Here is a 26,857-nt window from a genome sequence, read left to right on the forward strand (position 1 = left end):
CGGAAGCATTATTCGATGGGTGGGATAAATGGTGCTGATATCGGAGCAGAAAGACGAACGCCCCGCCGTTGGTCTCACGATTGCTTCCTTTCCGCCACCAGGAGGAATACCCTGGGAGAGTCACCGCAGACGATGACGTCACACCTTTTCTCGACGACGAGAACGGAATCCCGATGCCCCAGAAAGAAGCCTCTCTGCCGACCTACTCACCGGAGGAGGAGAAGCGGATCATCCGCAACGCCGACGGCGTCCCCGTCGGCATACGTCCTGACAATCGATGGACACCCGCTCGGATCGCCACATGGGTGGCCATCACCGCCCTGGGCGTCCTGGGGTGGTGGATGCTGGCGGTCGTGCGCGGCGAGCACGTCAACACCATCTGGTTCGTGGTCACCGCCGTGTGCACCTACGCGATCGGGTACCGCTTCTACGGCCTCTACATCCAGCGGCGCATCATGCGCCCCGACGACACCAACGCCACCCCGGCCGAGCGCATCAACAACGGGCGCGATTTCGACCCCACCCACCGCGTCGTCCTCTACGGCCACCACTTCGCGGCCATCGCCGGCGCCGGCCCGCTGGTCGGCCCGGTCCTGGCCGCCCAGATGGGCTACCTGCCCGGCACCCTGTGGATCATCATCGGAGTGCTCGTGGCCGGCGCCGTCCAGGACATGCTCGTCCTGTTCTTCTCCATGCGCCGCGGCGGCCGCTCCCTGGGCCAGATGGCCACTGACGAGATCGGCCGGATCGGCGGCATCGTGGCGACCATCGTCGTCTTCGTCATGCTCATGATCGTCCTGGCGGTCCTGGCCATGGTCTGCGTCAACGCCCTGGCCGCCTCCCCCTGGGGAGTCTTCTCGGTAGGCATGACCATCCCGATCGCCATCGGAATGGGCCTGTGGCTGCGCTTCGTCCAGCCCGGCAAGATCACCCAGGTCTCCTTCGTCGGCTTCGGCCTGCTCATCGCCGTCATCATCGGCGGGCGCTGGGTGGCCGAGTCCTCCTTCGGCCACTACCTGCACCTGTCCCCCAAGACCCTGGTGTGGGCCATGATCATCTACGGCTTCCTGGCCGCGGTCCTGCCGGTGTGGGTCCTGCTCACCCCGCGCGACTACCTGTCGACCTTCATGAAGGTCGGCACGATCACGATCCTGGCCCTGGGCATCATCATCGTGCGCCCCCTGGTGGAGATGTCCGCCGTCACCGAGTTCGCCTTCAACACCGCGGGCCCGGTCTTCGCCGGCACCCTCTTCCCCTTCCTGTTCATCACCATCGCCTGCGGCGCCCTGTCCGGCATGCACGCCATGGTCTCCTCGGGCACCAGCCCCAAGATGGTGGAGAAGGAGACCCAGGTCCGCATGATCGGCTACGGCGGCATGCTCATGGAGTCCTTCGTGGCGATCATGGCGCTGGCCGCCGCGGTCTCGCTGAGCCCGGGCATCTACTTCTCCATGAACACCTCGACGGCGACCATGAACAAGCTCGCCGGCCCCGAGACGGTGGCCGCGGCCCCCTGCAAGACCACCGACGACCCCGAGCACCACTGCGAGAAGCTCGCCGAGGTCGCCGTCGGCAACCTCGGTGTCACCGACGCCCAGGGCCACAAGCCCACCCCCAAGTGGGACTCCTGGGACGACAACGGCAACCCCAAGACCTACACGGGTGCCGAGGCCCTGGAGCGCCTGGCCAGCGACGTCGGCGAGCCCAACGTCGTCTCGCGCACCGGCGGCGCCCCCACCCTGTCGGTGGGCATCGCCCACATCCTCCACCAGATCGGCGGAGGCCGGGCCATGATGGGCTTCTGGTACCACTTCGCCATCATGTTCGAGGCCCTGTTCATCCTCTCGGCCGTCGACGCCGTCACCCGCGTGGCCCGCTTCCAGCTCTCCGACGCGCTGGGCAACGCCTTCCCCAAGTTCAAGGACCCGTCCTGGCACGTGGGCGCCTGGGGGACCACGGCGGTCGTCGTCGCCTCCTGGGGGGCGCTGCTCCTCATGGGTGTCACCGATCCGCGCGGCGGCATCCAGACGCTCTACCCGCTGTTCGGTATCGCCAACCAGCTCATCGCGGCCGTGGCGCTTCTGGTGGTCACCGTCATGGTGGTGCGCAAGGGCTACACGAAGTGGGTGTGGATCCCCGCGATCCCGCTGGTCTTCGACACGGCCGTCACCTTCACGGCCTCGTGGCAGAAGATCTTCTCCAGCGACCCGCTCGTGGGCTACTTCCAGCAGCATCAGGAGGCCGTGGCCAAGCTGGGCACGCTCACCGACCCGGCCAAGATCGAGGAGACCCGGGCGATCGTGCGCAACACGATGATTCAGGGGACGCTGTCGATCATCTTCCTGGTCATGGTGGCCTTCGTCATGGTCTGCGCCCTCATCCGTATCGTCCAGACGCTCCGCAACCGGGACACGACGACGTCGGAGGACCCGTACCAGGAGTCCAACTTCTACGCGCCCGAGACGATGATCGCCTCCTCGCTCATGAAGAAGGTCTCCCGGGAGTACGAGCAGGTGGGCGACCCGGCCCTCATCCCGCACAAGGCCCACGCGGAGAAGTCATGACACCTTCTCCTTCGACGCCGCAGCAGGCGGATCGGGCAAGCGCCCGACATCGGGTCCGCCAGGTCCTGACCCGAGCCCGCACCCTGTGGCGGGACATGACCGGGGAGTCCGCCTATGACCGCTACCTGGAGCGCTACGCCCGCGAGCACGCGCAGTGCCCCCACGGACACGGGGGCGCCCACGGTTCTGAGCACGGCTCGGGGCACGGTCCCATGAGTGAGCGCGAGTTCTGGCGCGCCCGGGCCAAGCAGGCCGAGACGGAGATCAACGCCAGCTGCTGCTGAGCCGGGACACGTTCCTGCGCCCCGATGTGCTCTGATCGTTACCGCCCGCCTTCCGGGGTTCCCGGAGGGCGGGCGGTAGCGTCGTGAGCGTGCCCGCCCAGCAGCCCGTGCCCGACGCACTGACGTCCGCCGAGTCCCCTGACACCTCCTGGGGGACATCACCGGCGTCGGCCGCTTCGCCGTCGGCCGGCCGCGCCACGGACCTCCAGCCCTCCAAGACTCATCCCCCGGACCGGGCCTCCTACGAGCGGATCGCCCGTGTCGCGGCGGTCATCCTCCTGGCCATCGTCTGCGTGGCGGTGGTGTGGCCCTCCGGGCGCGAGGTCGCCGAGCTCAAGGACACCATGGGACCGGGCTTCCTCAGCTCCGAGGGCAAGGACATCGTTCTCAACCTGGTGATGCTGGCGCCGGCCACCTTCTGCGCGGTCGTGGGCTGGCGGGACATCCCCTGGTGGATGTGGGCGCTGGTCGGCTGCGTGGTCGGGCTGAGCGCCGAGGTGCTCCAGAGCCTCCTGCCGATGCTGGAACGGCGCCCCTCGCTGGCCAATGTCGGTCAGAACGCCGTCGGCGCCTGGATCGGGGCCCTGGCCGCCTGGTACCTCCTGCGCCGCCTGCACGCGCGCCCCGTCTCCGCCTGACTCCCCCGTCACACGGGAACGACGCCGCACCGTCCCGCAGCGGGCCCCGAACAAGGCGGCCAACCAGGAACCGGAGACAGCGAAAGGCCCGGACCATGTGGTCCGGGCCTTTCCGTTCTGTGCGCGGGGGGGGACTCGAACCCCCATGATCGTAAGATCACACGGACCTGAACCGTGCGCGTCTACCAATTCCGCCACTCGCGCGAGAAGCGAGCATGAGACTAGCCTGCCATCCCCGCCCGCGTCCAATCCTCACCGCCATATCCGGCCGTGAGACCGCTCACGACACAATTACCTCACACAGAGGGGGCCGTCTTCCCTGCGATGGCTTCGCTACCGTTACGATGGGAACGGTATCGGCCTGCACGCAGGTCCGTGCAGGCCCATAGCGAGGCGGGACAGTCCCGTCTCCCGGCTCCATCCCGGGGGCCGCCACACCATATTTGGGGGAGGTACTGTCCATGGGATTCCTGGACAAGTTCGAGAAGGGCGTCGAGAACGTCACGAACCGCGCCATGTCCCGTTTCTCGGACGACATCGAGCCCATCGAGATCGCCTCGAAGCTCCGCGAGACCATGGACAAGCGCGCCGCGTCCTTCGCCCGCGACCGCTCCGTGGTTCCCAACATCTTCCGCATCCACCTCACCCCGCCGAGTATTGAGCGCATCACCGCCTGGGGCCAGGACGAGATGGTGCGTCAGATGGAGGAGGTCGCCACCTCGCACGCCGCGGACCAGGGCTACTCCTTCGTCGGCCCGGTCGAGGTCTCCTTCCTCGTCAACAACAACCCCAACGCCCCGGCCATCGAGATCGAGTCCTCCACGCGACGCGGCGCCGCCGCCCCGGCCGCCTCCGCCACCGCCACCCCGGCGCACCCGATCGTCGACATCAACGGCCAGCGCTACCTGCTCACCGGGCCGGTCACCGTCATCGGCCGCGGCTCGGAGGCGGACATCATCGTCGACGACTCCGGCGTCTCCCGCCGTCACCTGGAGATCCGCCTGACGCACGGCAACGCCATCGCCAGCGACCTGGGTTCCACCAACGGCACCTTCGTCGAGGGCCAACGGGTCGACGCCGTCACGCTCGTGGACGGCAACACCCTCACCATCGGCCGCACCCAGATCCTGTTCTGGGATGGCACCCAGAACAGCGGAGTCAACGGTTGAGCGCACTCGCCTTCACGATCCTGCGGCTGGGCTATCTGGTCCTGCTCTGGTTCTTCCTGTACCTCATCGTGCGCGTCATGCGCCGCGATATGGCCGACTCCCCCGTCGCCGGCCCGTCACGTCGACGCTCCGCGGGCGGCTCCGAGCAGCCCTCGGGCCCACCCCCCAGGGGCCGACGCCGCAGCGCCACCCGCCTGGTCATCACCGAGGGCCCCCTGGCCGGCTCGACCGTGCCCCTGAGCCCCTCGTCGATCATCATCGGCCGCTCACCCTCCTGCACCCTGGTCCTCGATGACTCCTACGCCTCATCGCGCCACGCCCGCGTCTTCCCCAAGGACGGCGCCTGGTGGCTGGAGGACCTGGGATCCACCAACGGAACCATGATGGACGGCCGCCCCGTGCACGGCGCCGTGGAGCTCCCCATGAACATTCCTGTCCGAATCGGCCAAACGACGCTGGAGCTGCGCTCATGACCATCTCCCTGCGCTTCGCCGCACGCTCCGACGTCGGCCTGGTCCGCCAGTCCAACCAGGACTCGGGCTACGCCGGCCCCCACCTGTGCCTTCTGTGCGACGGGATGGGCGGACCTGCGGGCGGAGACATCGCCTCGGCGGTCGCCGTCGAGCACCTCATGCCCCTGGACGCCGACTCCCACCAGGCCGGTGAGCTGTTGGGCCTCATGCGCGACGCCGTCCAGGCCGCCCACACCGAGCTCGTCACCCTGTCCTCGCAGGACCCCGACCTCGCCGGCCTGGGCACCACCTGCATCGGCGTCATGCGCAGCGGCAACAAGCTCGCCATGGTCCACGTGGGCGACTCACGCGCCTACATGCTGCGTGACGGCACCCTCACCCAGGTCACCACCGACCACACCTTCGTGGAGTACCTCGTGGAGACCGGGCGCCTGACCCGGGACCAGGCCCGCCAGCACCCCCAGCGCTCCGTCCTCCTGCGCGTCCTGGGGGACACTGAGGGCGAGGTCCAGCTCGACGAGTCCATCCGCGAGGCCGTTCCCGGCGACCGCTGGCTGCTATGCTCCGACGGCCTGAGCGGCCCGGTGACCGCCGAGACCATCGGCGAGGTCCTGGCCGGCGTCGCCGACCCCGGTCAGGCCGCCGACCAGCTCATCGACCTGGCCCTGCGCGCCGGCGGACCGGACAACGTGACCGCCGTCGTCTTCGACGTCGTCAAGGACGACCCTGAGCCCCAGACCGTCCCGCAGGTGGTGGGCAGCGCCGCCACCGAGCGCCTCGCCCAGGAGCGCGCCGCCGCCGCCCACCGTGCCGGTGAGGAGCAGGCCGAGACCAAGGACACCGAGGCCGCCAGTCCCGCCGCCAAGGCCGCGGCCCTCATGGCCACCCTGGAGGACAAGCCCGAGGCCGCCTCCGCCAAGGAGTCCTCCGAGGTCGACGAGGCCATCGCCGCCGAGGCCGCCACCCAGGAGAAGGCCCGACGCCGCCACCGCCGTCGGGTCCTCGTGGGCAGCCTCGTCCTGCTGGCCACGCTCGTCGGCGCCAGCGCCCTGTTCTACCGCTGGACCCAGACCCGCTACTACGTCTCCACCTACAAGGGCGAGGTCGCCATCTACCAGGGGATCCCCCAGTCCGTCGGCCCGCTGAAGCTGAGCCACTCGGTCAAGACCTACGCGGACCTGCCCGTGGAGTCCCTCGATCACAACATCCGTGAGCGCCTGGAGGCCACCGTCACCCAGTCGTCGATGAGCGCCGCGGAGACCTACGTGGACAAGACGGTCCGCTCCTACCGCAAGCAGGCCCCCGCCCCGCAGGGCACCGCGAGCCCCACGGCCAAGCCCTCCTCCTCGTCCTCCTCCACCCCGTCGCCGGCCTCCGCCACACCGACCCAGCCCGCCAAGCCCGGGCAGGAGGGGTGAGATGACTGCTGCTCCCGGTCCCCTGGGCGCCCCCGCGGGCGTCGCGACCATCCAGCCCGCCGGCGTCGCCCGATACTCGGGACGCTGGGCGGAGGCGGCGCTGCTCGGCGTCGCCCTGGTCCTGGGGCTGGGCGGCTTCGTGCTCACCGCTCTCAACCGCACCGGCTCCTCCCCGGCGCAGACCGTGGGCGTGGCCATCGCCTTCCTCGTCCTGACCGTCCTCATGCACCTGTGTGTGCGCTACGCCGCCCCGTGGGCCGATCCGGTGCTCCTGCCGACGGCGGTAGCGCTCAACGGGATCGGCCTGGCCATGATCCGGCGCCTGGACCTGGCCTATGAGGTCAACGAGCAGTGGCAGTTCTACGTGGGCTCCAAGCAGCTGGTCTGGACGCTGCTGGGCGTCATCCTCTTCGCCGTCACGCTCCTCCTGCTGCGCGACTACCGGCGCCTGCGACGCTGGGACCGGTGGGCCATGTGGTCCGGCCTGGTCTTCCTCGTCCTTCCCTTCATCCCAGGGATCGGCCAGAGCATCAACGGCGCCCGCATCTGGATCCGGATCGGCCCGATGAGCTTCCAGCCGGCCGAGCTGTCCAAGGTGCTGCTGGCGGTCTTCTTCGCCTCCTACCTCGTGGCCAACCGGGACAACCTGGCCCTGGCGGGCCGCAAGGTCCTGTGGATGAGCCTGCCGCGCGCCCGGCACCTGGGCCCCCTGTTCATCGTGTGGGGCGTGAGCATCTGCGTCCTGGTCCTCCAGAAGGACCTGGGTTCCTCGGTGCTGCTGTTCGGCCTGTTCGTCGTCGTCCTGTACGTGGCCACTGACCGGCCCTCCTGGCTGCTCATCGGTGCCGCCCTGTTCCTCCCGGCGGCCTGGTTCGCGGCCACGCACCTCAACCACGTCCAGCAGCGCATCAACGGCTGGCTCCACGCCACCGACAATGCCGTGTACAACGCAGCGGGCGGCTCCTGGCAGCTGCTGACGGGCATGTTCGGGATGTCCACCGGCGGGCTCATGGGCGCCGGCTGGGGCAAGGGCTCACCGACCCTGGTCACCTTCGCCAACTCCGACTTCATCTTCGCCTCACTGGGTGAGGAGCTGGGGCTGACCGGCACGCTCGTCCTGCTCATGCTCTACCTGGTCCTCATCCAGCGGGGACTGCGCACCGCCGTCTCGCTGCGCGACGGCTTCGGCAAGCTCCTGGCCGTGGGCCTGTCCTTCGCCATCGCCCTGCAGATCTTCGTGGTCATCGGCGGTGTCACCCGGCTCATCCCACTGACGGGACTGACCCTGCCCTTCCTGGCCTACGGCGGCTCCTCACTCATCGCCAACTGGATCATCCTGGCCCTCCTGCTGCGCCTGTCCGACGCCGCCCGGCGGCCGGCCACCCACGCACCGCGGATCATCGACACCGCCGAGCTGCCGCTGTCCCTGCGCCGTCGGGTCCAGGACGCCGGGGCCGAGGAGTCGATGGCCCAGGCCGCTGATGACGCACCGGCTGGAGGCGCACCGGCCGACGCCGGGGGCTACACCTCCCCGTCGGCCGCACCCGGCTTCGGCAGCCTGGAGGATGACGCCCGCCCCGCCGTCGCCGTCAGTCCGGAGGCGCCGCCTCCGCCGCACACCGCACCGGACGGGGAGACCCTGCGCTCATCGCGGGCCCCGGGCTTCACCGACGACACTGACAGGAGGCAGCTGCCATGAACCGACAGATCCGTCAGGTCGCCTTCCTGGTGCTGGTCATGTTCGCCACGCTGGCCCTGTCCGTCACCAGCGTCCAGGGCCTGGCCCGCCCCTCCGTGTGGGAGTCGTGGTCGGCCAACGGGGCCCTCAACTCCGACCCGCGCAACCGCCGTACCGTCAGCCGCAACTTCGACACCGAGCGGGGCCCGATCCTCCTGGCCGGCGGCACCACGATCGCCAGCACCCAGAAGTCCGACGACGGCCAGGGATCTGAGGACTATCAGCGCGTCTACGCCAACGGACCGCTCTACGCTCCGGTGACCGGGTACTTCTCTCCCGCCTTCGCCTCCATGACCGGCATGGAGAAGGAGGGCAACTCCGTGCTCAACGGGGATGACCCCTCCCTGTTCTCCTCCCGGATCAAGACCCTCATCACCGGTGACTCCCAGCGGGGCGGGGCCGTGGAGCTGACCATCAAGCCCGAGATCCAGCAGGCCGCCTACGACGCCCTGGCCGGGCGTGAGGGCGCCGTCGTCGCCCTGGACCCGAAGACCGGGGCCATCCTGGCGCTGGTCTCCACCCCCTCCTACGACCCCTCGGCCTTCGCGACCCGCAACGGGAACGCCGCCAATGAGGCCAATGCGACCCTCAGCCAGGACTCCTCCCGTCCCCTGGACAACCGGGCCATCGCCGGCAACCGCTACCCGCCGGGGTCGACCTTCAAGATCCTCACCACGGCGGCGGCGCTGCGCACCGGCAAGATCAAGCCCGATCAGGAGGTCGACGCCCCCGACACCATCACCCTGCCGGGCACCAGCCACTCCCTGGAGAACTACGGCGGGGAGTCCTGCGGCGGTGGTCGGACCACCTTCTCCCACGCCTTCGCCGAGTCCTGCAACACTCCTTTCGCGCAGCTGGCCATGAACGTCGGCGAGGAGGAGCTCTCCAAGGAGGCGAAGAACTGGGGCTTCGACTCCGACCTGTCCATCCCGTTGAAGGTCACGCCGTCGACCTACCCGCACAACGACTCCCAGGCGCAGACCGCGATGGCCGGCATCGGTCAGGCCTCGGTGCAGGCGACCCCGCTCATGATGGCGATGGTGGCCGCCACCGTGGCCAACAAGGGCGAGCAGATGACCCCCTACCTGGTCTCGCGCATCCTGGACCCCGACCTCAACGAGGTCAGCTCCACCTCCACGAAGGTGGCCCGCACCCCGATCGACTCGGCCACCGCCTCCTCCCTGTCCTCCCTCATGCAGACCGCCGTCGCCGAGGGCACGGGCACCAGCGCCCAGGTCAGCGGGGTCCAGGTGGCCGGCAAGACCGGTACCGCCGAGACCGGCACGGACAGCGGCCCCACCACCTGGTTCGTGGGCTTCGCCGGCACCGACATCGACAAGCCTGAGATCGCCCTGGCCGTCGTGCTCGACGGCAATGCGGAGACCGAGGACGGCGCCACCGGCGGCAAGATCGCCGGCCCCGTCGCCGCCCAGGTCATCGATGCGGCGGTGAACCAGTGAAACCTGTTGCCGGGCTCCAGCTCCAGGGCCGCTACGAGCTGGTCGAGCAGATCGCTCTGGGCGGCATGGGCCAGGTGTGGCGCGCCACCGACCTGCGCTCGGGCCGAGCCGTGGCCGCCAAGATCCTGCGCCCCGAGCTGACCGGTGATGAGATCTTCCTGTCCCGCCTGCGTGCGGAGGCCAAGAACTCCAAGGGGCTGCGCCACCCGAACCTCGCCGTCGTCCTGGACTCCGGGGAGAAGGACGGCACCGGCTGGCTCATCATGGAGCTCGTCCAGGGGCGCGCCCTGTCCGACATCATCGCCGAGAAGGGGACCCTGTCGCCCGCCGAGATCCTGCCGGTCCTGGCGCAGGTGGCCCGCGCCCTGCAGGTCGTCCACGACTCCGGCGTCGTCCACCGGGACGTCAAGCCCTCCAACATCCTCATCAACCGCGAGGGCCTGGCCAAGCTCACCGACTTCGGCATCTCCACCGGCATCAACCAGCGCCCGCTGACGGCCTCCGGCATGGTGATGGGCACCGCCCAGTATCTCGCCCCCGAGCAGGCCATGGGGAACATGGCCACCCCGGCCGGCGACCTCTACGGACTGGGCATCATCGCCTACGAGGCCCTGGTGGGGCGGCGCCCCTTCAGCGGAGCCACCCAGGTCGATATCGCCTTCGCGCACGTCAACGAGGAGGTGCCCGCCCTCCCCGACGCCGTCCCGCCCCAGGTCCAGGCCATCATCCTCAAGCTGCTCGCCAAGAAGCCCTCCGACCGGCCGCACTCCGCCCGCGAGGTGGCCCGCGCCCTGGACCGGGCGGTGGTGAACCTGCCCACGGACGCGTGGGATCCCCGTGAGGCACTCAGCTGGGAGTCCACTGGCCGCCGCGGCCCGCAGACCCGCGAGCTGCCCCGGCCCGCCACCGTGCGGCCCGGCCGTCACGCGGCCGAGGAGCCGACGCCGTCGCGCACCGCCCGGCACGCCTCGGGACGCTCCTTCCTCGGCCTCAACCTGCTGACGCTCAGGGCCCTCATCCCGGCGCTCTCGCTCATCACCCTGCACAGCACAGGTACGCTTGCCCATGCGCATCAGGTCGTGCCAGCCTTGATGCTGAGCATCCCTGTCAAGGAGGTACTGTGACCAGTCAGTTCCCCCAGGTCCTCGCGGGCCGTTACGAGATCCGCGACCTCATCGGACGTGGTGGTATGGCAGAGGTGCACCTCGGCTACGACACTCGCCTGTCGCGAGTCGTAGCCATCAAGCTGCTGCGTTCGGACATCGCCGGCGACCCCACCTTCCAGGCCCGCTTCCGCCGGGAGGCCCAGTCCGCGGCGGCCCTCAACCACCCCGCCGTCGTCGCCGTCTACGACTCCGGGGAGGAGGAGCTCCTCCAGCCCGGTGGCGCCAGCCGCACGGTCCCCTACATCGTCATGGAGTACATCGAGGGGCACACGGTGCGTGAGCTCCTCAGCGAGGGCGAGGCCGTCCCGATCGCGGAGGCCGCGGAGATCGTCTCCGGGGTCCTGGACGCCCTGGAGTACTCCCACCGGGTCGGGATCGTCCACCGCGACATCAAGCCCGGAAACATCATGCTGACCTCCACCGGCGCCGTGAAGGTCATGGACTTCGGCATCGCGCGGGCCATCGAGGACTCCGCCTCCACGGTCACCCAGACCCACACGGTGGTGGGCACCGCCCAGTACCTCTCCCCGGAGCAGGCCCGCGGCGAGTCCGTGGACGCCCGCTCGGACCTGTACTCCACCGGGTGTCTCCTTTACGAGCTGCTCACCGGCCAGCCGCCCTTCCAGGGCGACTCCGCCGTGGCCATCGCCTACCAGCACGTGCGGGAGATTCCCAAGCGCCCCTCCTCGCTGGCGGCCGATGTGCCCGAGTCCCTGGACCGGGTGATCCTCAAGTCGCTGGCCAAGAGCCGGGAGGACCGCTACCAGGACGCCGCCCACATGCGCGCCGACCTGCAGGCGGCCGCCCGGGGCATGTCCGTGGCCGCGCCGGCCGCCGACTCCTGGTCCCCGGCCACCTCAGTCATGGCCTCACCGGCCGCCGAACCGGTTCAGCCCACCTCCTCCTTCGCCCAGGTGCCCTCCGGGGCCTCTCCGATGCAGGCGGCCAAGGAGGCCGAAGAACCCGAGGAGAAGCCCAAGAGCCACGCCTGGATCTGGGTCCTCGTGTTCCTGCTGTTCGTGGCGCTGGCCGTCGTCGCCGGACGGTGGGCCTCGGGGGCCTTCGACAACGTACCCACCCCGACGCCGAGTCCGACCATCAGCAAGGTGGAGGTCCCCGACACCTCCGGTCAGGACGAGGAATCGGCCAAGAAGACCATTGAGGACGCCGGCCTGAAGTTCGCCAAGGACGAGGTCGCCAACGAGGAGGTCGGTGCGGGACTGGCCGTCTCCTCCGACCCGGGCAAGGGCACGAAGGTCGAGCCGGGCTCCACCGTCACCGTGCACTTCTCCACCGGATCGGCGATGGTCAAGGTTCCCGACCTGTCCGGCAAGACCCAGGAGGACGCCCGCAAGGCCCTCAAGGAGGCCGGACTCGAGGGCGGAAACACCTCCCAGGAGGACTCCGCCACGGTCGCGAAGGACCGGGTCATCTACACCAACCCACAGGCGGGTAACTCCGTTGCGCGCGGCACCACGGTGGACCTGGTGCTCTCCACCGGGAACACCTCCGTCCCCGACGTCTCGGGCCAGGACGAGGCCACGGCGAAGAAGTCCATCGAGGACGCCGGCCTGCAGTTCAAGAAGGGCGACGACGTGGCCTCTGCCGAGGTCGAGCGCGGCAAGGCCGTCTCCTCCAACCCGGCCGCGGGCACCAGCGTCTCCGCAGGAGACACGATCACCGTGAGCTTCTCCAGCGGCGCGGCCAAAGTGACGATTCCCAGTAACCTCAACGGGAAGACCGTCGAGGAAGCAACTGCCGATCTGCAGAAGCTCGGACTTAACGTCACCACGGTTACCAAGACCTCTGACACGGTGGAGCGCAATAAGGTCATTGGTACCGACCCGACGGCTGGTACTAAAGTGAGTGCCGGTTCCACCGTCACGCTCACGGTCTCCTCCGGTAAAGACGGTGACAACAACAACAATAACAACAACAACCAGCAGCAGCCGGGCAACCCCAATCCCGGCGGTGGGGGCGCCAACAACGGCGTCGGCTGAGCGCTTGACGGTCCATGGCGCCGTGCGAGGGGTGTCCCCTTCGCCCAGGTGACTGGTGCTCCAGGCTTTCCTGGCCTGGGATACCAGTCACGTCCTTTCAATGGGGTCGTATGGTGACGATCAACGTCAGCCCCGGAGGTGCGGCTGTCCTGCGCAGGATGCACCTCGCCGGTCCTCTGGCATTCCGTCTGTGCGGACAGCTGCCCCAGGTTTCCGTCGCGGAGGCACCCCCGCCTACGACGGGGACATTCCACGCGGCCGGGTGCGTGTCCTTCCAGCCGGGGGCATTCGACGCCGTCGGGGACAGCAATCCCGTCCCCGCACGCGCGAGACGTCCCCGGCCGCACAGAAATGTCCCCCGCTGCAGTACCGACAAGACTCGACACACATTCTGTTGACACTTATGGTGGTGAACTGTCATCGGATTAACCGGGGGTGTCAGAAATGGTTCATGCAGCCGCCACTTCCTCATGGCCGCGCGTGACCTGGGAGACCCTGCCCTGGCGCCCCCGGGACGGTGCTGCCCTCAGCGCTCGGCAACGCTCTCGTCTGCCACGTTCCTACGACTCGGCCGTCGTACCGAACATCGCCGACGCCGCGGTCGAGCTCCCCACCGAGGTCATGGCACGTGAAGCGGCTGCGGTATCGGCGGTAGCACGCTTCGATGCGACTGCGGCCTGCGCCCTGCTTCCCTTCACACCCCTGCTTCTGCGCAGCGAGTCGAGCGCATCCTCACGCATTGAGCGCCTGACGTCGTCGGCACGCCGCATCGTGGAGGAGGAGACCTTCGGCAGCGACCGCAACAGCGGAAACGCCGCCCTCATCGTGGCCAACACCCGGGCGATGGAGACAGCCACCGGAGCACCCTGGCCCCTGGACCTCGGCTCCCTGCTGTCCATGCATCAGGCCCTGCTGGGGGACTCCGCCCCGACCATCGCAGGCCGTCTCCGGCAAGAGCCGGTATGGATCGGTGGCTCGGACCTGTCCCCGGCAGGAGCCATGTTCGTCCCTCCTCACCATGAACAGGTACCGACCGCACTGGAGGATCTGCTCTCCTTCTTGCGGCGCTCGGACCTGCCGCCCTTGACCAAGGCGGCGCTGGCGCACGCCCAGCTGGAGACGATCCATCCTTTCGCGGACGGCAACGGCCGCACCGGGCGGGCGCTGATTCACGTCATCCTGTCGGGGGAAGGACTGTCCCTCAACGCGCCGCTGCCGCTGTCGGCGATCCTCCTGACCAATGTGGGGACCTACTTCCGAGCCCTGGACAAGTACCGAGCAGGGGCGCCGCTCGCGATGGTTGACCTGTTCATCGATGCGGCACAACGCGCCGCGGAGCTCGGGGCCTGGGCGGGCCGGGAGCTCGACGACGTGCACAGGCAGATGCAAGCTCGTGTGTCCTCCCGTGCCGGGACCCCCGACCGCGACCTCATACGTCATCTGGTCTCCCAGCCGGTGACGGATGTTCGCGGGGCGGCCGCTGCGGTGGGAGTGTCGGAGCAGGCGGCGCGGCGCGCGCTGGAGCGCTTGGAGAACGCCGGCGTCGTTCGGGGCTACCAGGTCTCCCGGGGTCGCCGAGCCTGGAGGGCTCAGGACGTCCTGGACCTCATGGATGAGGTGGCCGAGGGACTCGGGCGCCGGCAGGCTCCCGCGGACGTCTGACAGGACGTCGTCACGGCGGGGACATTCCACGCGGCCGGGTGCGTGTCCTTCCGGGCGGGGGCATTCGACGCCGTCGGGGACAGCAATCCCGTCCCCGCACGCGCGAGAGGTCCCCGGCCGAAAGAGAATGTCCCCGCACGCGCAGGACGTCCCCGGCCACGCGGGCCCCGGCCGCGCGGGACCCCGGCTCAGATGCCGCGCGCGGACAGCACGCCGTCGATCGCGCGCAGCTCCTCCAGGACCTTGGGCTCGATCTCGCCCTCGACGTCGACCAGCGTCACCGCCAGCTCGCCGCGCGACTTGTTGAGCAGGTTGGCGATGTTCTGCCCGTGCTGGGCCACGATCGTGGAGACCTGGCCGACCATGTTGGGCACGTTGCGGTTGACGATGACGAGCCGGTGCGTGCCCTCCTGGCGCGCCATGACGGCTTCGGGGAAGTTCACCGAGTTGTGGACCTGGCCGTCCTCGAGGAAGCCGCGCAGGGAGTCGGCGGCCATGATGGCGCAGTTGCGCTCGGCCTCCTTGGTGGAGGCGCCCAGGTGGGGCAGGGAGATGCACTTGGGGTGCTTGTGGACCTGCGTGGAGGGGAAGTCGCACACGTAGCCGCGCAGCGTGCCCTCGTCGAGGGCGGCCACGACGGCGTCGGTGTCGACGATCTCGGCGCGCGCGAAGTTGAGCAGCACCGCGGTCTCCTTCATGAGGGCCAGGCGCTGGGTGCTCACGAGTCCGCGCGTGGCGGGGATGAGGGGCACGTGGACGGTGAGGATGTCGGCGCGGCGGAAGACCTCCTCCATGGAGTCGGCCCGCTCGACCTCGGCGCTCAGGTGCCAGGCGTGCTCCACGGAGATTCCCGGGTCGAAGCCGACGACGTTGAGCCCCAGCCCCAGGGCGGCGTTGGCCACCTGCACGCCGATGGCCCCCAGGCCGATGACGCCGAGCGTGCGGCCGGGCAGCTCGAATCCGACGAACTGCTTCTTGCCGGCCTCGACGGCCTTGGCGATCTCGGCGTCGTCGCCCTCGAGGGTGTGGGCGAAGCGGGCCGCCGGGATGAGGTTGCGCGAGGCGATGAACAGGCCTGCCAGGACCAGCTCCTTGACGGCGTTGGCGTTGGCGCCGGGGGTGTTGAACACGGGTACGCCGCGCTCGGTGAGCGCCTCGACCGGGATGTTGTTCGTGCCGGCGCCGGCGCGGGCCACGGCCAGGACCGACTCCTCAATGGGGGTGTCGTGGAGCTTGGCCGAGCGCACTAGGAGGGCGTCGGGCTCCTCCACGGAGCCGCCGACCTCGTAGAGCTCGTCGGGCAGGCGGGACAGGCCGGCCCCGGAGATGGCGTTGAGGGTGCGGATGCGGAACTTGTGGTCAACGCTGCTGGTGGTCACGGAAGTACTTTCTGCAGAGCGGTCCGGGTGGGGGAAGGTCGTGGCGGACAGGTGGTCGGGCCCGCAGGCCGATGGCCGGCCCGCAAACCGGTCGGGCCCGCAGGCCCGGCGAGACGGCCGGGATGGCGAGCCGGCGGGCGCTCAGGCCCGGGCGGCGAAGTCGGTCATGTAGTCGATGAGGGCGCGCACGCCCTCGATCGGCATGGCGTTGTAGATGGAGGCGCGCATGCCGCCCACGGAGCGGTGCCCCTTGAGATTGGTGAGCCCGGCGGCCTCGGCGCCGGCCAGGAAGTCGGCGTCGCGGGCGGGGTCGGCCAGGGTGAAGGGCACGTTCATCCAGGACCGCGAGCGCTCCTGAACCGGGTTGGCGTAGAAGTCGGAGGAGTCGATGTAGCCGTAGAGGAGCTCGGCCTTGGCGCGGTTGCGCTCGGCCATCGCCTCCAGGCCGCCGCCGTCCTCGATCCAGTGGCCGATGAGCCCCAGCAGGTAGATGGCGAAGGTGGGGGGCGTGTTGAGCATGGAGTCGGCGTCGGCCATCTTCTGGTAGTCCAGGACGGTCGGGGTCACCGGGCGGGCGTGCCCCAGCAGGTCCTCGCGCACGATGACGACGGCCAGGCCCGAGGGGCCCATGTTCTTCTGAGCCCCGGCGTAGATGAGGCCGTAGCGGGAGACGTCGATGGGCCGCGAGAGGATCGTGGAGGAGAAGTCGGCCACCAACGGGACCTCGCCGGCATCGGGCACGTAGTCGAACTCGACGCCGCCGATGGTCTCGTTGGGCGTGTAGTGCAGGTAGCGGGCCGCCTCGGGCACCGTGAAGGAGCCGGGCTCGGGGGTGGTCGTGTAGGAGGAGGCGGCCTCGTCGGCGGGCACGACGACATCGAGCTCGTAAGCGCCGGCCTGCTTGATGGCCTTGGCGGACCACTGGCCGGTGTTGAGGTAGGCAACCGTGTCACCGGGGGCGGTCAGGTTGAGGGGGATGCCAGCGAACTGGGCGCTGGCCCCGCCCTGGAGAAAGAGCACACGGTAGTTGTCAGGGACGGACAGGAGGCGGCGCAGGGTGGCCTCGGCGTCGGCCGCGCAAGCCACGAAGTCGGCCCCGCGGTGGGAGACCTCCAGGACGGACATTCCCGATCCGCCCCAGCTGGTGAGCTCGGAGGCGGCCTGCTCGAGGACGGGCAGGGGGAGCTGGGCAGGACCGGCGGAGAAATTGAAAACGCGCACGGAGTCATCATGGCCGCTTATGCGCGCGGCGGCAATGTCGTCCCGCATGGCGTCGCCCGCCGACGTCGGAACGCAGCCGGACCGCTGCCGGAATGCGGCCGGAACGCGACCAGAACGCGGCACAACACGAAATTCTCATGTCCTCCAAAAGTACGGGTGGCACAGGCCCTTCACCCCGTCAACCGAGCACGTTGTCAGCGATAGCACAGGTGGACCGCTCAACTGGCCGGTAGGGTTTACCCACGCCCAAGTCCCTACCTGACAAGTTTTTATGATCGATTCACAGCACGACGAGACCACTTCTGTAGCAGCTTCCGGCTCCACGTCGGCGGCCGCGCAGCAATCGCACGGCCCAGGTTCCGATCGCACTCCCTCCCTGGGACACCAGGTGCTCGACCGGCTCCGCAGAGGGCGCAAGCCGCGCTTGGGCGCCATTCTCATGGCGCTCGTCGCCGTGGTGTCCCTGGCCACCGGGTTCCGGGCCTGCAACTGCAACCGGGCCTGGATCGAGGTCTCCGCGGCGGCCACGCCGGAGGCCAACCCGCTCAAGGGGATGATGCCCTTCGCGCCGGCGGACGCCTCCCACTCGCCGGCGCTGCAGGAGAACGCCCCGCCCCACACGATGGAGTGGCTGACGCTGCCGGTCAGCGACGTCGTCGCCGGGCCCGGCTCGTACTCTTGGGACAGGCTCGATGCGCACCTCAATGCCATCGCCTCGCGCGGACACCAGGCGGTGCTGCGCTTCTACGTCGACTACCCCGGGCGCCCCAGCGGCATCCCGGCCTATCTGCTGAGCTCCCACGCGGTGCCGACCCACGACTACACGTTCCACGGCAACGCGCCGGGCCAGTCGCTGGCGCCGGACTACAACGACCCCGAGATGATGTCGATGCTCACCGGCTTCGTCTCGGCCCTGGGCCAGCAGTACGACGGCGACCCGCGCCTGGCCTTCATCACCCACGGCCTGGTGGGCTTCTGGGGCGAGGGGCACACCTACCCGATGAACGGCAAGGTCTCCGGCGAGAACCCCTCCGGCGAGAACTGGATGCCGTCGGCGGCGAACCAGAACACCCTCGTTGACACCTGGGACAGCGCCTTCCAGGTGACGCCGACGCTGGCGCGCTACCCGTCCGCGGAGACGGTCAAGCGCGGGGTCGGCTACCACGACGACTCCTTCGGCTACGCGACGATGGACACCGCCGACTGGCACTTCCTGCCGAAGCTGAAGGAGGCCAAGGCGGATCAGGCCTGGCAGCAGCACCCGATCGGCGGCGAGGTCTACCCGGGCATCCAGGAGTGCTCCGTGCGCAACCCGGGCACCTGCATGGCCTCGGGCTCCAACGGAGGAACGGTGGACATCAACGCCTCCATCAAGGCCACGCACGCGAGCTGGCTGGTGGACAACTGGGCCTTCACCACGACCCTCAACGGCTCCGAGCGCGAGCGGACCGTGCAGGCCTCCGCCGAGACCGGCTACGACCTGGCGGTGGCGCGCTGGCGGATGCGCAACGGCAAGGTCGAGGTGCAGATCGCCAACAACGGGGTGGCGCCCTTCTACTACAACTGGAACGTGGAGGCGGTGGCCATCAACACCTCCAACGGCATGGAGCTCGGGCGCACCACGCTCAGCGGTGACCTGCGCAAGGTCGCGGTCGGCAAGTCCCAGACCTTCTCCGGGCAGCTCCCGGCAGACCCGGACGGACAGAACACGATCCTGGTGCGCGTGGTCAACCCGCTGGACTCGGGCCAGCCGCTGCGCTTCTCCAGCGCCGGCCAGGACCAGACGCTTCCCGGCTACCTCACCCTGGGCCGCACCCCCACCAAGTAGGCGGGGCCCGACGGCGGAGTCCTGGCGGGCGCCCGGCCCCCACCCGGGGCCGGGCGCCCCGACCCGGGTCCGGGCGGCCGCGCTGGGGGCCGTCATCCTCCGGTCATCCACCGGCATCCTCTGTACTGTGACCCCATGCATGAGGATCGGATTCTGGGCAGCCTCCTGGGGCTGGCAGTGGGCGACGCCCTGGGCACCACCGTCGAGTTCCAGGCCCGCGACTCCTTCCCACCCGTCACCGACATGGTGGGCGGCGGGGTGTTCGGTCTGGCACCCGGGCAGTGGACTGACGACACGTCGATGGCGCTGTGCATCGCCGCGAGCCTGGTCGAGACCGGGGCCTACGATCCCCGCGACCAGCTGGCCCGGTTCGTCCGCTGGTATCGCGACGGGTACCTCAGCAGCACGGGCCGGTGTTTCGACATCGGCAACCAGACCCTCATCGCCCTGGAGGAGTTCGAGGCCACCGGCGAGCCCTACCGTGAGGAGGTCGGTGGAATGAGCGCCGGCAACGGGTCGCTGATGCGCCTGGCACCGGTCGCGATGGCCTTCTGCGACGACCTCGAGGCAGCGGGACGGTTCTGCGCCGACAGCTCGCGCACCACCCATTCCGCCGTCGAGTGCGTCGAGGGGTGCGGGGCCTACGGCCGGCTGATAGCAGCCGCGATCCAGGGGGCGTCGCACGCCCAACTGTATGCACTGGCCGCAGGCCTGGCCGAGCAGGTGACCAGCCCCGCGCTGGCGTCGATCCTGAGCGGCTCCTACCGGGTTAAGGAGCGCGAGGACATCTCGTCGTCGGGCTACGTCCTGCACAGCATGGAGGCGGCACTGTGGGCCCTCGCCCGCACCGACACCTTCCTCGACGGGGCGCTGCTGGCCGTGAACCTGGGCGACGACGCCGACACCGTCGGGGCCATCTATGGGCAGCTGGCGGGGGCGCTCTACGGGCGCAGCGCAATCCCGGAGGGCTGGCGGACACGCCTCCACGACGCCAGGATGATCGAGGACCTAGCGGCGGGGATCGCGGAGCGGGTCGGAACCTTCGAGGTCGCAGCCGGCTGAGGAGCAGGGCGTTCACGGCGGCCTGGCGGGGCGTCAGTGTCCACAAGGCTGACATTAACGCCACACCGATGCCATAATCCAAGAAAGAACCGCGGAATTCCAACGATTCCCGCTGGGCGATTCGACGGCGGGACCGCTAATGTCAGCTCCGTGGACACTGAGCTGCCGACGTGCTCGACTCCGCGAGGTCTGGCGAGGTCCTGGTGGCCGGGCCGGGCGCCCTCACCTCAGGGGCCGGCCCCGCCTTCCCCAGCCTGACCTCTGACCGGCCGTCTCTGGTTCTCGCCTGGTTCCCGCGCAGCCTCCCGGCGGTGGCTCGACATCGGCGCTAGCCCGCCCCGCCTCGGACCGGCCCACTCCACGAGGGTGGGGATCTACTGGCCGAAGGTTGTGCGTACTGCACGAACGCCCGCCCATGGTGGAGTATCCCCAACCCTCTTCCAGTAGCACCCGACCCTCGTGCAGTAGGCGCCCTGGCCCAGCCGACCGGGCCCAAGCACAAAACGGCCACCAACCGGTATCTCCTGTGCTGGCATGGAAATGACTTGCGGAGCCTCAAGAGAGCGATGCACACGCACCAAGGCGACCAAACAGATCATGAAAAGGCGACCAAACGGATTGCGAAGAGGCGACCAAACAGATCATCAAGAGAGGACCAAACAGTCGATGGAGCGATCCGCCTAGCCTCAACCGGCTCCAGCCCAGCCGACTCCCGGCCCCGACGCCGTCCCAGCCCCGCCTCACAGGGGGTAGGCCGACGGCGCCCCCTGGATGGCCTCGGTGAGGTCGATCTCGCGCTCACCCAGGCTGAAGCGGTAGCGGCCCAGGATCTCCAGGGGCTCGTCCTCGGCGGCCAGGTAGGCGCGCACGGCCTCCTTCTCCTCCTCGTCGAGCCAGGTCATCTGGTCCGACAGGCACCGGTAGCGGCTGGCCTCGGCCACGTCGCGCAGCCACTGCATCTGGGTGTCGTCCAGGAGGTTGCGGCGGTGGCGGAAGAAGACGACGTCGGGATCGACCCCGATGACCCGCCCCAGCCAGAGCCGGTTGATGCCGGCGTGCAGGGCATTGTAGGCCTTGGCGTCGGACAGGTCGTCGGAGGCGTAGTTCTCCCACATGGGAGCCGCATCCGGCCCCACCCGCACCGCGTCGAGCAGCCCGATGGAGGGCATGATGAGCGCCCCGGAGCCCAGCAGGAAGGTCTCCTCCCCGGCCGTGTCGCGCACGAGGCGCAGCCCGGTGCGGTAGGCCTCCTCCCGGTCGATCTGGCGGTGCCGGTAGCCGGGGATGGCGGCGGCGTTGATGAAGTCGAGCTTGAGGTAGCTGAAGCCCCACCGGTGGACGATCTTGGCGATGAGCTTGCGCACGTAGGTCTGGGCGGTGGGGTGGGTCGTGTCCAGCGCGTAGTAGTCGCCGCCCCAGTTGGAGCCGGCCACGGCCAGTCCGCCGTCGGCGTTGTGGACGAACATCTCCGGGTAGTCGCGCACGGCCCGCGAGCCGGGCAGGGCGATGAAGGGCGCCACCCACAGGCCCGGCTGCATGCCGGCCTCCCGGATCCGGGTCGCGGCGGCCTCCATGCCGTCGCCGAAGCTCTCGCCGGCCTCCCAGTCGCCGACCGCGACCTCCCAGCCGTCGTCGATCTGAAGCGTCTTGAAGCCCAGCTCGGCGACCTGCGGGATCTCCCGCTCGAGGGCCTCCTGCGAGATGCCCTCGTAGTAGGAGTACCAGGAGCACCACACGCTCTGCGGCTCGATCGCCCGGCCCCCCAGGCTCTCGCCGAGCTCGCGCGCGTAGCGGGCCATGACGGCGGTGGCCGGGCCGGGCAGGATCACCCAGCGCGCCGGGTCGCCGGACTCGGTGAAGGCCTCCAGGACCGCGGTGTCGGCGCGCAGCCGCGGCGTGCGCCCGTCCAGGCAGCCCACGAGCAGCGCCCCGGCAGAGTCCTCCAGGACCGCCATCCAGGCCGAGTGGTGGCGGGCCGGATCGTCCCAAGGGGCGTCGTCGGCGGTCCGACGGCGCTGCTCGTCGGCGATGCGCATGGGCGCCTCGCTCAGGCGGCGCCAGCCCGACGGAGACCAGGAGTTCTGGCCGGTACGGTAGAACTCGCCGTCGCGCATGTCATGCAGGAGAGTCAGGTGGGAGGCCTCGACATAGACCGCGCCGGTGGCGCCGCCGGCCCCGTGCTGGGTGGTCACCGTGCCGTCGCAGGCCAGGGCGATGCTCCGCCCGGTCAGGGTGATGTGGTGAATCATGCGCTCTCCTCGGCTCCGGCCTGTCCTGCCCGCGGCTCGGGTCCCCCGCGAGGCACCGGCACCGCCCGGCTCGCACTGTACGTGCTACCGACCGTACAGACCGACATTTTCTTCAAAGATGACGCGGAGCCGCGTCGTTGATGAGATTTCCGTCGATCAGTGAGAGTTGTGCTGCCCGCGGTGGAAGTAGTCCGCCAGCTCCGCGTCGAGCTCGGGCACGTCGAAGGGCACGGAGCCCGAGCGCAGGGACCGGGTGGCCAGCACCCCCGCCGCGACGGCGTCGCGCGCGCTGACCGGGGAGACCTCGGTGGCCCCGCCGTCGCGCACGAAGCGCAGGAACTCGTCGATGGCGAGCTGGTCGGCGCTGTCGTGCCCGGTGCCCTCCTCGGCGATGACGTACTCCTGGGTGGCGCGCTCGGCGTAGTGCTCGGTGCGCTCGGTCCACACCTTGACGACGTCGCCGGCCCCGTCACCGAGGTTCTCGGCCCGGCCGCGGGTGCCGATGACCGTGTAGCTGCGCCAGTAGTCGGGGGTGAAGTGGCACTGCTGGTAGGAGGTCATGACCCCGTTGCGCATGGTCATCATGAGCATGGAGTGGTCCTCGACGTCGATGACGGGGTTGAGCCCGTCCACCTCGTCGGCCGGCCAGTGCTCGAGGTTGAACCAGTCCTGCATGACGGTGCCCGCGCTCGTGCCAGCCGGGCGCCGCTCGGCCTCCCCGTAGACCATGAGTCCGCCCATGCCGACGACGCGGGCGGGCGCGGAGTGAGCCAGCCAGCTCATGACGTCGATGTCGTGGGCGGCCTTCTGCAGCAGCAGGCCGGTGACGTGGCGGCGCTCGGCGTGCCAGTCGCGGAAGTAGTAGTCGCCGCCGTTGCCCACGAAGTGGCGGCACCAGATGGCCTTGACCTCGCCGATCCGCCCAGAGTCGATGATCGACTTCAGCAGCCGCACCACCTCCATGTGGCGCATGTTGTGGCCCACGTAGAGGCGGGTGCCGGTGCGCCGGGCGGTCTCCAAGATATGGTCGGCGGCCTCGATGGTGATGGCCAGGGGCTTCTCCAGGTAGACCGGGATGCCGGCCTCGAGGAAGAAGTGGGCCAGCTCCTCGTGCGTGTCGTCGGGCGTGGTCAGGACGACGGCGTCGATCCCGAACCCCAGCAGGTCTCGGTGGTCGGCCACGACCGCCACGCCCTCGGGCAGGAGCCGCCGGGCGCGCTCGACGGCGTCGGAGGCGGTGTCGGCCGCGACCACGAGCCGGGCCGGAACCGGCGAGGAGTCCGCGAGCGCGGCCAGGTAGCAGCGGGCCCCGATGCCGACGACACCGACCCGCAGCTCCCTTGAGGCTTCAAGCACTCTGTCTCCCTCAGCTCTTCTGGCGGGCCGCCCACCAGGAGCGCAGTGCCTGGCGGGCCAGGTCCTCGCCGATGGGCCCCTTCTCCATGCGCAGGTCCATGAGGAAACGGTAGGCCTCGCCGACGACCGGCCCGGGGGCCACGCCGAGCTCGGCCATGATCTGGCCGCCGTCGAGGTCGGGGCGGATGGCGGCCAGCTCCTCGGCGGCGCGCAGGGCCTCGATGCGCTCCTCGAGGTCGTCGTAGGCGCGGTCCAGCATGGCGGCCTTGCGGCGGTTGCGGGTGGTGACGTCGGCCCGGGTGAGCCGGTGGAGGCGCTCCAGCAGGGGACCGGCGTCGGTGGCGTAACGGCGCACGGCCGAGTCCGACCAGGCGGCGTCGACATAGCCGTGGAAGCGCAGGTGGAGCTCGACCAGCCGGGAGACGTCCTTGATGGTCTGCTTGTCGAAGCGCAGGGCCCGCAGCCGCTTGGCCGTCATCCGGGCGCCGACGTGGTCGTGGCCGTGGAAGGTGACGGTGCCGTCGGGCAGGAAGCGGCGGGTGGCGGGCTTGCCGATGTCGTGGAGGATGGCGGCCAGGCGCAGCACCAGGTCGGGGCCGGGGACGGGCCCGTCGGGCCCGGTCTCCAGGTCGATGGCCTGGTCCAGGACGGTCAGGGTGTGCTCGTAGACGTCCTTGTGGCGCTTGTGCTCGTCGACGGTCTCGCGCAGGGCGCTCAGCTCGGGCAGGACGACATCGGCCACGCCGGTGTGGACCATGAGCTCCAGTCCGCGCCGGGGCCAGGGGCTGATGAGCAGGCGCTCGAGCTCGGCGCGCACGCGCTCGGCGGAGACGATCTCCAGGCGGGGGGCCATCTCCTCCATGGCGGTCATGACGTCCATCTCGACGTCGAAGCCGAGCTGGGCGGCGAAGCGGGCGGCCCGCATGATGCGCAGGGGGTCGTCGTCGAAGGACTGCTCGGCGCTGACGGGGGTGCGCAGGATGCCGGCGCTCAGGTCGGCCAGGCCGCCGCAGGGGTCGACGAGCTCGAGGTCGGGCAGGCGCAGCGCCATGGCGTTGACGGTGAAGTCGCGGCGGGTGAGGTCCCCGGTGAGGGTGTCGCCATAGGTCACCTGGGGCTTGCGCGAGCCGACCTCGTAGGCCTCGGTGCGGTAGGTGGTGACCTCCACGATGGTGGAGCCCTTGCGCGCGCCGATGGTGCCGAAGGCCCGGCCCACGTCCCAGGTGGTCTCGCCCCAGGCGGCCAGGATCTTCTCGGTCTGCTCGGGGCGGGCCGAGGTGGTCAGGTCCAGGTCGTGGGGGGCGACGCCGAGGAAGGCGTCCCGCACCGGCCCGCCGACCAGGGCGATCTCGTGCCCGGCGCGCACGAAGGCGTGCCCCAGGGCCGCCAGGGCGGGGGGCAGGCCCTCGAGCGCCTGACGGGCCTTGGGCGTCAGGCCGCGGTTCTCGGCGGCTTCCGGGGAGTCGGCGGGGTCAGCGGGAGCGGGGTGCGCAGTCATCGGCCCAAGCCTGCCATGAACCCTCACCGGTGCGCCGTCGTCCTCGGCCTCCGCCGCCCTGTGGTGAGGACCATCCCGCACCCCGGCCACGGCCGCCACCGACCGCCGTCGCCCCCTCACGTCCGTCCGCGGATGGCGCAGTTGTGTGCGACGACGTACTCGGCCAGCGGCGCCCGGCGGCCCGGACGCCCTAGAGTGTCCCCATGCCCTCTCCACGCACTCGCACGCCCCGCGCCGGAAACCCGGCCCACCGGGCGAGTGCACGCGCCCTGCCCATCGTCAATGAGACCAGTGCCGGCGGCCTGGTCGTCGACGTTCAGAACGGGCAGGCCTTCACCGCGGTCATCGCCCGGCGCAACCGGGGCGGGCGCCTGGAGTGGTGCCTGCCCAAGGGGCACCTGGAGGGCGCCGAGACCCCCGAGCAGGCCGCGGTCCGCGAGATCATGGAGGAGACCGGGATCACCGGTCGGGTTCTTCGCCACCTGGCGACCATCGACTACTGGTTCGCCGGCCACGAGCACCGCGTCCACAAGGTGGTGCACCACTTCCTGCTGGAGGCGGTCAGCGGCACGCTGACCACGGAGAACGACCCGGACCATGAGGCCGAGGACGTCGAGTGGGTCGCCCTCGACGACGTCTCCCATCGCCTGGCCTACCCCAACGAGCGCCGTATCGTGGCCGCGGCCTGGGACATCCTGGTGGGGGATGGATGACGGGCACCGCCGCCTCTGTGTACGCGAAGGTGGTCACCACGCTGGGCTCCCGGCTGCGGAGCAGGGCGATGGTGACCATTGCCGCCCTACTGGGGGTGGCCGGCCTGGTGCTGTGGCCGGTGGCCGCCCTGCCCGTGGCCGAGGCGGACCAGGGCTCCGGCACACTCCCGCTCGCGCAGTCCGCCGGGCTCTCCGCTGAGATTGCCCCGGCCGCCCCGGCAGCTGTGGCGAAGCCGTCCGCGACGTCGGCCTCAACGACGGCCACCCCATCCGCCCCGGCGGAGAAGGACAAGACCACCAACCAGGTGACCGTGAGCATCGACGCCATGGCCCCCGAGGTGCTCCACAGCGACCAGGACCTCAACCTGACCGGCACCATCACCAACGGAACCGCTCAGACCATCACCGGGGCGGACCTGGTGACGCGGGTGCAGCGATCCACGGAGGCCACGAGTCGGGGCCTGAGCAAGTGGCTGACCGGGACCGACGAGTCGGGACTGTCCGACCCCTTCACGGTTCCACTGGGTCACGACCTCCAGCCGGGGGGCGTCTCCCAGTTCTCCATCACCATTCCCGCCGACGAGCTGCCGCTGGTCAGCACTGACCAGTGGGGGCCGCGCGGCGTCTCCGTCGCCCTGGCGACCCAGGACGTCTCCCTGGCCCAGGACCGCAGCATCCTCGTGTGGGACAGCGGCACCTCCGTCGCGCCGGTGCGCATGACCGTCTTCCTGCCGGTGACCGCCTCCGCTCAGGAGATGGCGGTGCTGTCCGCCCCGCATACCCAGGAGCGCACGGAGGCCCTCAGTCGCATCCACAACCGGGTCCTGGGCCTGGTGAGCATGGCCGGCGACGGCGTCGTGGTCGCCGTCGACCCGGCACTGATCGAGGCCCTCGGTGTCACCACGGCCAGCCTCGAGCAGGCCGCCCGCAACAGCAGCTCCCAGCCCTCCACGCCGGATGCCTCCCCTCAGGCGCCCCA

Annotated in this window: 19 protein-coding genes, 1 tRNA gene and 1 pseudogene; 15 read left to right on the top strand and 6 right to left on the bottom strand. The window is 69.9% G+C overall.

All coding sequences use genetic code 11. The features are described 5' to 3' along the window. Positions 1-173: 173 nt before the first annotated feature. The 3 genes from HMPREF9058_RS08035 to HMPREF9058_RS08045 all read left to right on the top strand — a co-directional run bounded on the left by HMPREF9058_RS08035 (position 174) and on the right by HMPREF9058_RS08045 (position 3,486). Positions 174-2,564: a carbon starvation CstA family protein gene (locus tag HMPREF9058_RS08035; protein WP_043538001.1), complete on the top strand. Its 2,391-nt coding sequence runs from the start codon at positions 174-176 to the stop codon at positions 2,562-2,564. Further along, a complete protein-coding gene (locus tag HMPREF9058_RS08040) occupies positions 2,561-2,848 on the top strand; it encodes a YbdD/YjiX family protein (protein ID WP_009406913.1) in 288 nt (95 codons plus the stop codon). Before HMPREF9058_RS08035 ends, HMPREF9058_RS08040 begins: the two co-directional genes overlap by 4 nt. An 89-nt stretch (positions 2,849-2,937) precedes the next feature. Further along, positions 2,938-3,486, top strand: a complete 549-nt coding sequence (locus HMPREF9058_RS08045; RefSeq protein ID WP_254654105.1) for a VanZ family protein — start codon at positions 2,938-2,940, stop codon at positions 3,484-3,486. Positions 3,487-3,606: 120 nt separating this feature from the next. Here the strand turns inward: HMPREF9058_RS08045 and HMPREF9058_RS08050 are convergent. Beyond that, positions 3,607-3,690, bottom strand: a tRNA-Leu gene (locus HMPREF9058_RS08050). Between the two features lie 257 nt (positions 3,691-3,947). On the opposite strand from HMPREF9058_RS08050, the gene HMPREF9058_RS08055 reads away from it, so the two are divergent. The 8 genes from HMPREF9058_RS08055 to HMPREF9058_RS08090 all read left to right on the top strand — a co-directional run bounded on the left by HMPREF9058_RS08055 (position 3,948) and on the right by HMPREF9058_RS08090 (position 14,572). Beyond that, positions 3,948-4,655: a DUF3662 and FHA domain-containing protein gene (locus HMPREF9058_RS08055; protein ID WP_003788601.1), complete on the top strand. Its 708-nt coding sequence runs from the start codon at positions 3,948-3,950 to the stop codon at positions 4,653-4,655. Next, positions 4,652-5,128 carry an FHA domain-containing protein gene (locus HMPREF9058_RS08060; protein ID WP_003788599.1) on the top strand — a complete coding sequence of 159 codons (477 nt, stop codon included), beginning with the start codon at positions 4,652-4,654 and terminating at the stop codon, positions 5,126-5,128. Before HMPREF9058_RS08055 ends, HMPREF9058_RS08060 begins: the two co-directional genes overlap by 4 nt. Continuing rightward, positions 5,125-6,546, top strand: coding sequence for a PP2C family serine/threonine-protein phosphatase (locus HMPREF9058_RS08065; RefSeq protein WP_009406819.1), 1,422 nt, complete (start codon positions 5,125-5,127; stop codon positions 6,544-6,546). The genes HMPREF9058_RS08060 and HMPREF9058_RS08065 overlap by 4 nt, the downstream gene beginning before the upstream one ends. Position 6,547: 1 nt before the next feature. Continuing rightward, positions 6,548-8,245 (top strand): FtsW/RodA/SpoVE family cell cycle protein, encoded by a 1,698-nt coding sequence (locus HMPREF9058_RS08070; RefSeq protein WP_009406895.1) that lies wholly within the window; start codon positions 6,548-6,550, stop codon positions 8,243-8,245. Further along, positions 8,242-9,744, top strand: a complete 1,503-nt coding sequence (locus tag HMPREF9058_RS08075) for a penicillin-binding protein 2 (protein WP_009406764.1) — start codon at positions 8,242-8,244, stop codon at positions 9,742-9,744. The genes HMPREF9058_RS08070 and HMPREF9058_RS08075 overlap by 4 nt, the downstream gene beginning before the upstream one ends. Next, positions 9,741-10,868: a serine/threonine-protein kinase gene (locus tag HMPREF9058_RS08080; RefSeq protein WP_009406845.1), complete on the top strand. Its 1,128-nt coding sequence runs from the start codon at positions 9,741-9,743 to the stop codon at positions 10,866-10,868. Before HMPREF9058_RS08075 ends, HMPREF9058_RS08080 begins: the two co-directional genes overlap by 4 nt. Then, positions 10,865-12,910, top strand: coding sequence for a Stk1 family PASTA domain-containing Ser/Thr kinase (gene pknB, locus HMPREF9058_RS08085; RefSeq protein WP_009406930.1), 2,046 nt, complete (start codon positions 10,865-10,867; stop codon positions 12,908-12,910). Before HMPREF9058_RS08080 ends, pknB begins: the two co-directional genes overlap by 4 nt. 480 nt (positions 12,911-13,390) lie before the next feature. Continuing rightward, positions 13,391-14,572: a Fic family protein gene (locus tag HMPREF9058_RS08090; RefSeq protein ID WP_254654106.1), complete on the top strand. Its 1,182-nt coding sequence runs from the start codon at positions 13,391-13,393 to the stop codon at positions 14,570-14,572. Positions 14,573-14,760: 188 nt separating this feature from the next. Here HMPREF9058_RS08090 and HMPREF9058_RS08095 read toward each other — a convergent pair whose 3' ends face one another. Together HMPREF9058_RS08095 and serC are read right to left on the bottom strand one after the other, a co-directional pair. After that, positions 14,761-15,951: a phosphoglycerate dehydrogenase gene (locus HMPREF9058_RS08095; RefSeq protein ID WP_009406788.1), complete on the bottom strand. Its 1,191-nt coding sequence runs from the start codon at positions 15,949-15,951 to the stop codon at positions 14,761-14,763. 141 nt (positions 15,952-16,092) lie between these two features. Continuing rightward, positions 16,093-17,172, bottom strand: coding sequence for a 3-phosphoserine/phosphohydroxythreonine transaminase (serC, locus tag HMPREF9058_RS08100; RefSeq protein ID WP_009406859.1), 1,080 nt, complete (start codon positions 17,170-17,172; stop codon positions 16,093-16,095). Between the two features lie 388 nt (positions 17,173-17,560). On the opposite strand from serC, the gene HMPREF9058_RS08105 reads away from it, so the two are divergent. Together HMPREF9058_RS08105 and HMPREF9058_RS08110 are read left to right on the top strand one after the other, a co-directional pair. After that, positions 17,561-19,000 carry a DUF4832 domain-containing protein gene (locus HMPREF9058_RS08105; RefSeq protein WP_254654107.1) on the top strand — a complete coding sequence of 480 codons (1,440 nt, stop codon included), beginning with the start codon at positions 17,561-17,563 and terminating at the stop codon, positions 18,998-19,000. Positions 19,001-19,135: 135 nt separating this feature from the next. Next, the gene (locus tag HMPREF9058_RS08110; protein ID WP_009406745.1) at positions 19,136-20,062 is read left to right on the top strand and encodes an ADP-ribosylglycohydrolase family protein; all 927 of its coding nucleotides are present in this window, start codon (positions 19,136-19,138) and stop codon (positions 20,060-20,062) included. A 740-nt stretch (positions 20,063-20,802) separates the two neighbouring features. On the opposite strand, the gene HMPREF9058_RS08115 is transcribed toward HMPREF9058_RS08110, so the two are convergent. The 3 genes from HMPREF9058_RS08115 to HMPREF9058_RS08125 all read right to left on the bottom strand — a co-directional run bounded on the left by HMPREF9058_RS08115 (position 20,803) and on the right by HMPREF9058_RS08125 (position 25,165). Then, positions 20,803-22,311, bottom strand: coding sequence for a glycoside hydrolase family 36 protein (locus HMPREF9058_RS08115; RefSeq protein WP_009406828.1), 1,509 nt, complete (start codon positions 22,309-22,311; stop codon positions 20,803-20,805). Between the two features lie 156 nt (positions 22,312-22,467). After that, complete coding sequence (locus HMPREF9058_RS08120; RefSeq protein WP_009406727.1) at positions 22,468-23,667, bottom strand: Gfo/Idh/MocA family protein; 1,200 nt, start codon at positions 23,665-23,667, stop codon at positions 22,468-22,470. 10 nt (positions 23,668-23,677) lie between these two features. Continuing rightward, positions 23,678-25,165 (bottom strand): CCA tRNA nucleotidyltransferase, encoded by a 1,488-nt coding sequence (locus HMPREF9058_RS08125; RefSeq protein WP_043538005.1) that lies wholly within the window; start codon positions 25,163-25,165, stop codon positions 23,678-23,680. Between the two features lie 203 nt (positions 25,166-25,368). On the opposite strand from HMPREF9058_RS08125, the gene HMPREF9058_RS08130 reads away from it, so the two are divergent. Both HMPREF9058_RS08130 and HMPREF9058_RS13835 read left to right on the top strand, forming a co-directional pair. Then, a complete protein-coding gene (locus HMPREF9058_RS08130) occupies positions 25,369-25,878 on the top strand; it encodes an NUDIX hydrolase (RefSeq protein WP_003788538.1) in 510 nt (169 codons plus the stop codon). Between the two features lie 68 nt (positions 25,879-25,946). Continuing rightward, positions 25,947-26,732: pseudogene (locus HMPREF9058_RS13835) on the top strand (DUF6049 family protein); the annotation flags it as partial. Positions 26,733-26,857: the final 125 nt, after the last annotated feature.

The sequence above is a fragment of the Actinomyces sp. oral taxon 175 str. F0384 genome (assembly GCF_000223355.1).
In the GTDB taxonomy this organism is placed as follows: domain Bacteria; phylum Actinomycetota; class Actinomycetes; order Actinomycetales; family Actinomycetaceae; genus Actinomyces; species Actinomyces oris.

What these genes read in the sequence shown, in the direction of transcription:
- HMPREF9058_RS08110 (WP_009406745.1), top strand. Translation starts at nt 19,136, where the DNA reads ATGCATGAGGATCGGATTCTGGGCAGCCTCCTGGGGCTGGCAGTGGGC.
- HMPREF9058_RS08075 (WP_009406764.1), top strand. Translation starts at nt 8,242, where the DNA reads ATGAACCGACAGATCCGTCAGGTCGCCTTCCTGGTGCTGGTCATGTTC.
- HMPREF9058_RS08055 (WP_003788601.1), top strand. Translation starts at nt 3,948, where the DNA reads ATGGGATTCCTGGACAAGTTCGAGAAGGGCGTCGAGAACGTCACGAAC.
- HMPREF9058_RS08115 (WP_009406828.1), bottom strand. Translation starts at nt 22,311, where the DNA reads ATGATTCACCACATCACCCTGACCGGGCGGAGCATCGCCCTGGCCTGC.
- HMPREF9058_RS08065 (WP_009406819.1), top strand. Translation starts at nt 5,125, where the DNA reads ATGACCATCTCCCTGCGCTTCGCCGCACGCTCCGACGTCGGCCTGGTC.
- HMPREF9058_RS08040 (WP_009406913.1), top strand. Translation starts at nt 2,561, where the DNA reads ATGACACCTTCTCCTTCGACGCCGCAGCAGGCGGATCGGGCAAGCGCC.
- HMPREF9058_RS08035 (WP_043538001.1), top strand. Translation starts at nt 174, where the DNA reads ATGCCCCAGAAAGAAGCCTCTCTGCCGACCTACTCACCGGAGGAGGAG.
- HMPREF9058_RS08125 (WP_043538005.1), bottom strand. Translation starts at nt 25,165, where the DNA reads ATGACTGCGCACCCCGCTCCCGCTGACCCCGCCGACTCCCCGGAAGCC.
- HMPREF9058_RS08130 (WP_003788538.1), top strand. Translation starts at nt 25,369, where the DNA reads ATGCCCTCTCCACGCACTCGCACGCCCCGCGCCGGAAACCCGGCCCAC.
- HMPREF9058_RS08070 (WP_009406895.1), top strand. Translation starts at nt 6,548, where the DNA reads ATGACTGCTGCTCCCGGTCCCCTGGGCGCCCCCGCGGGCGTCGCGACC.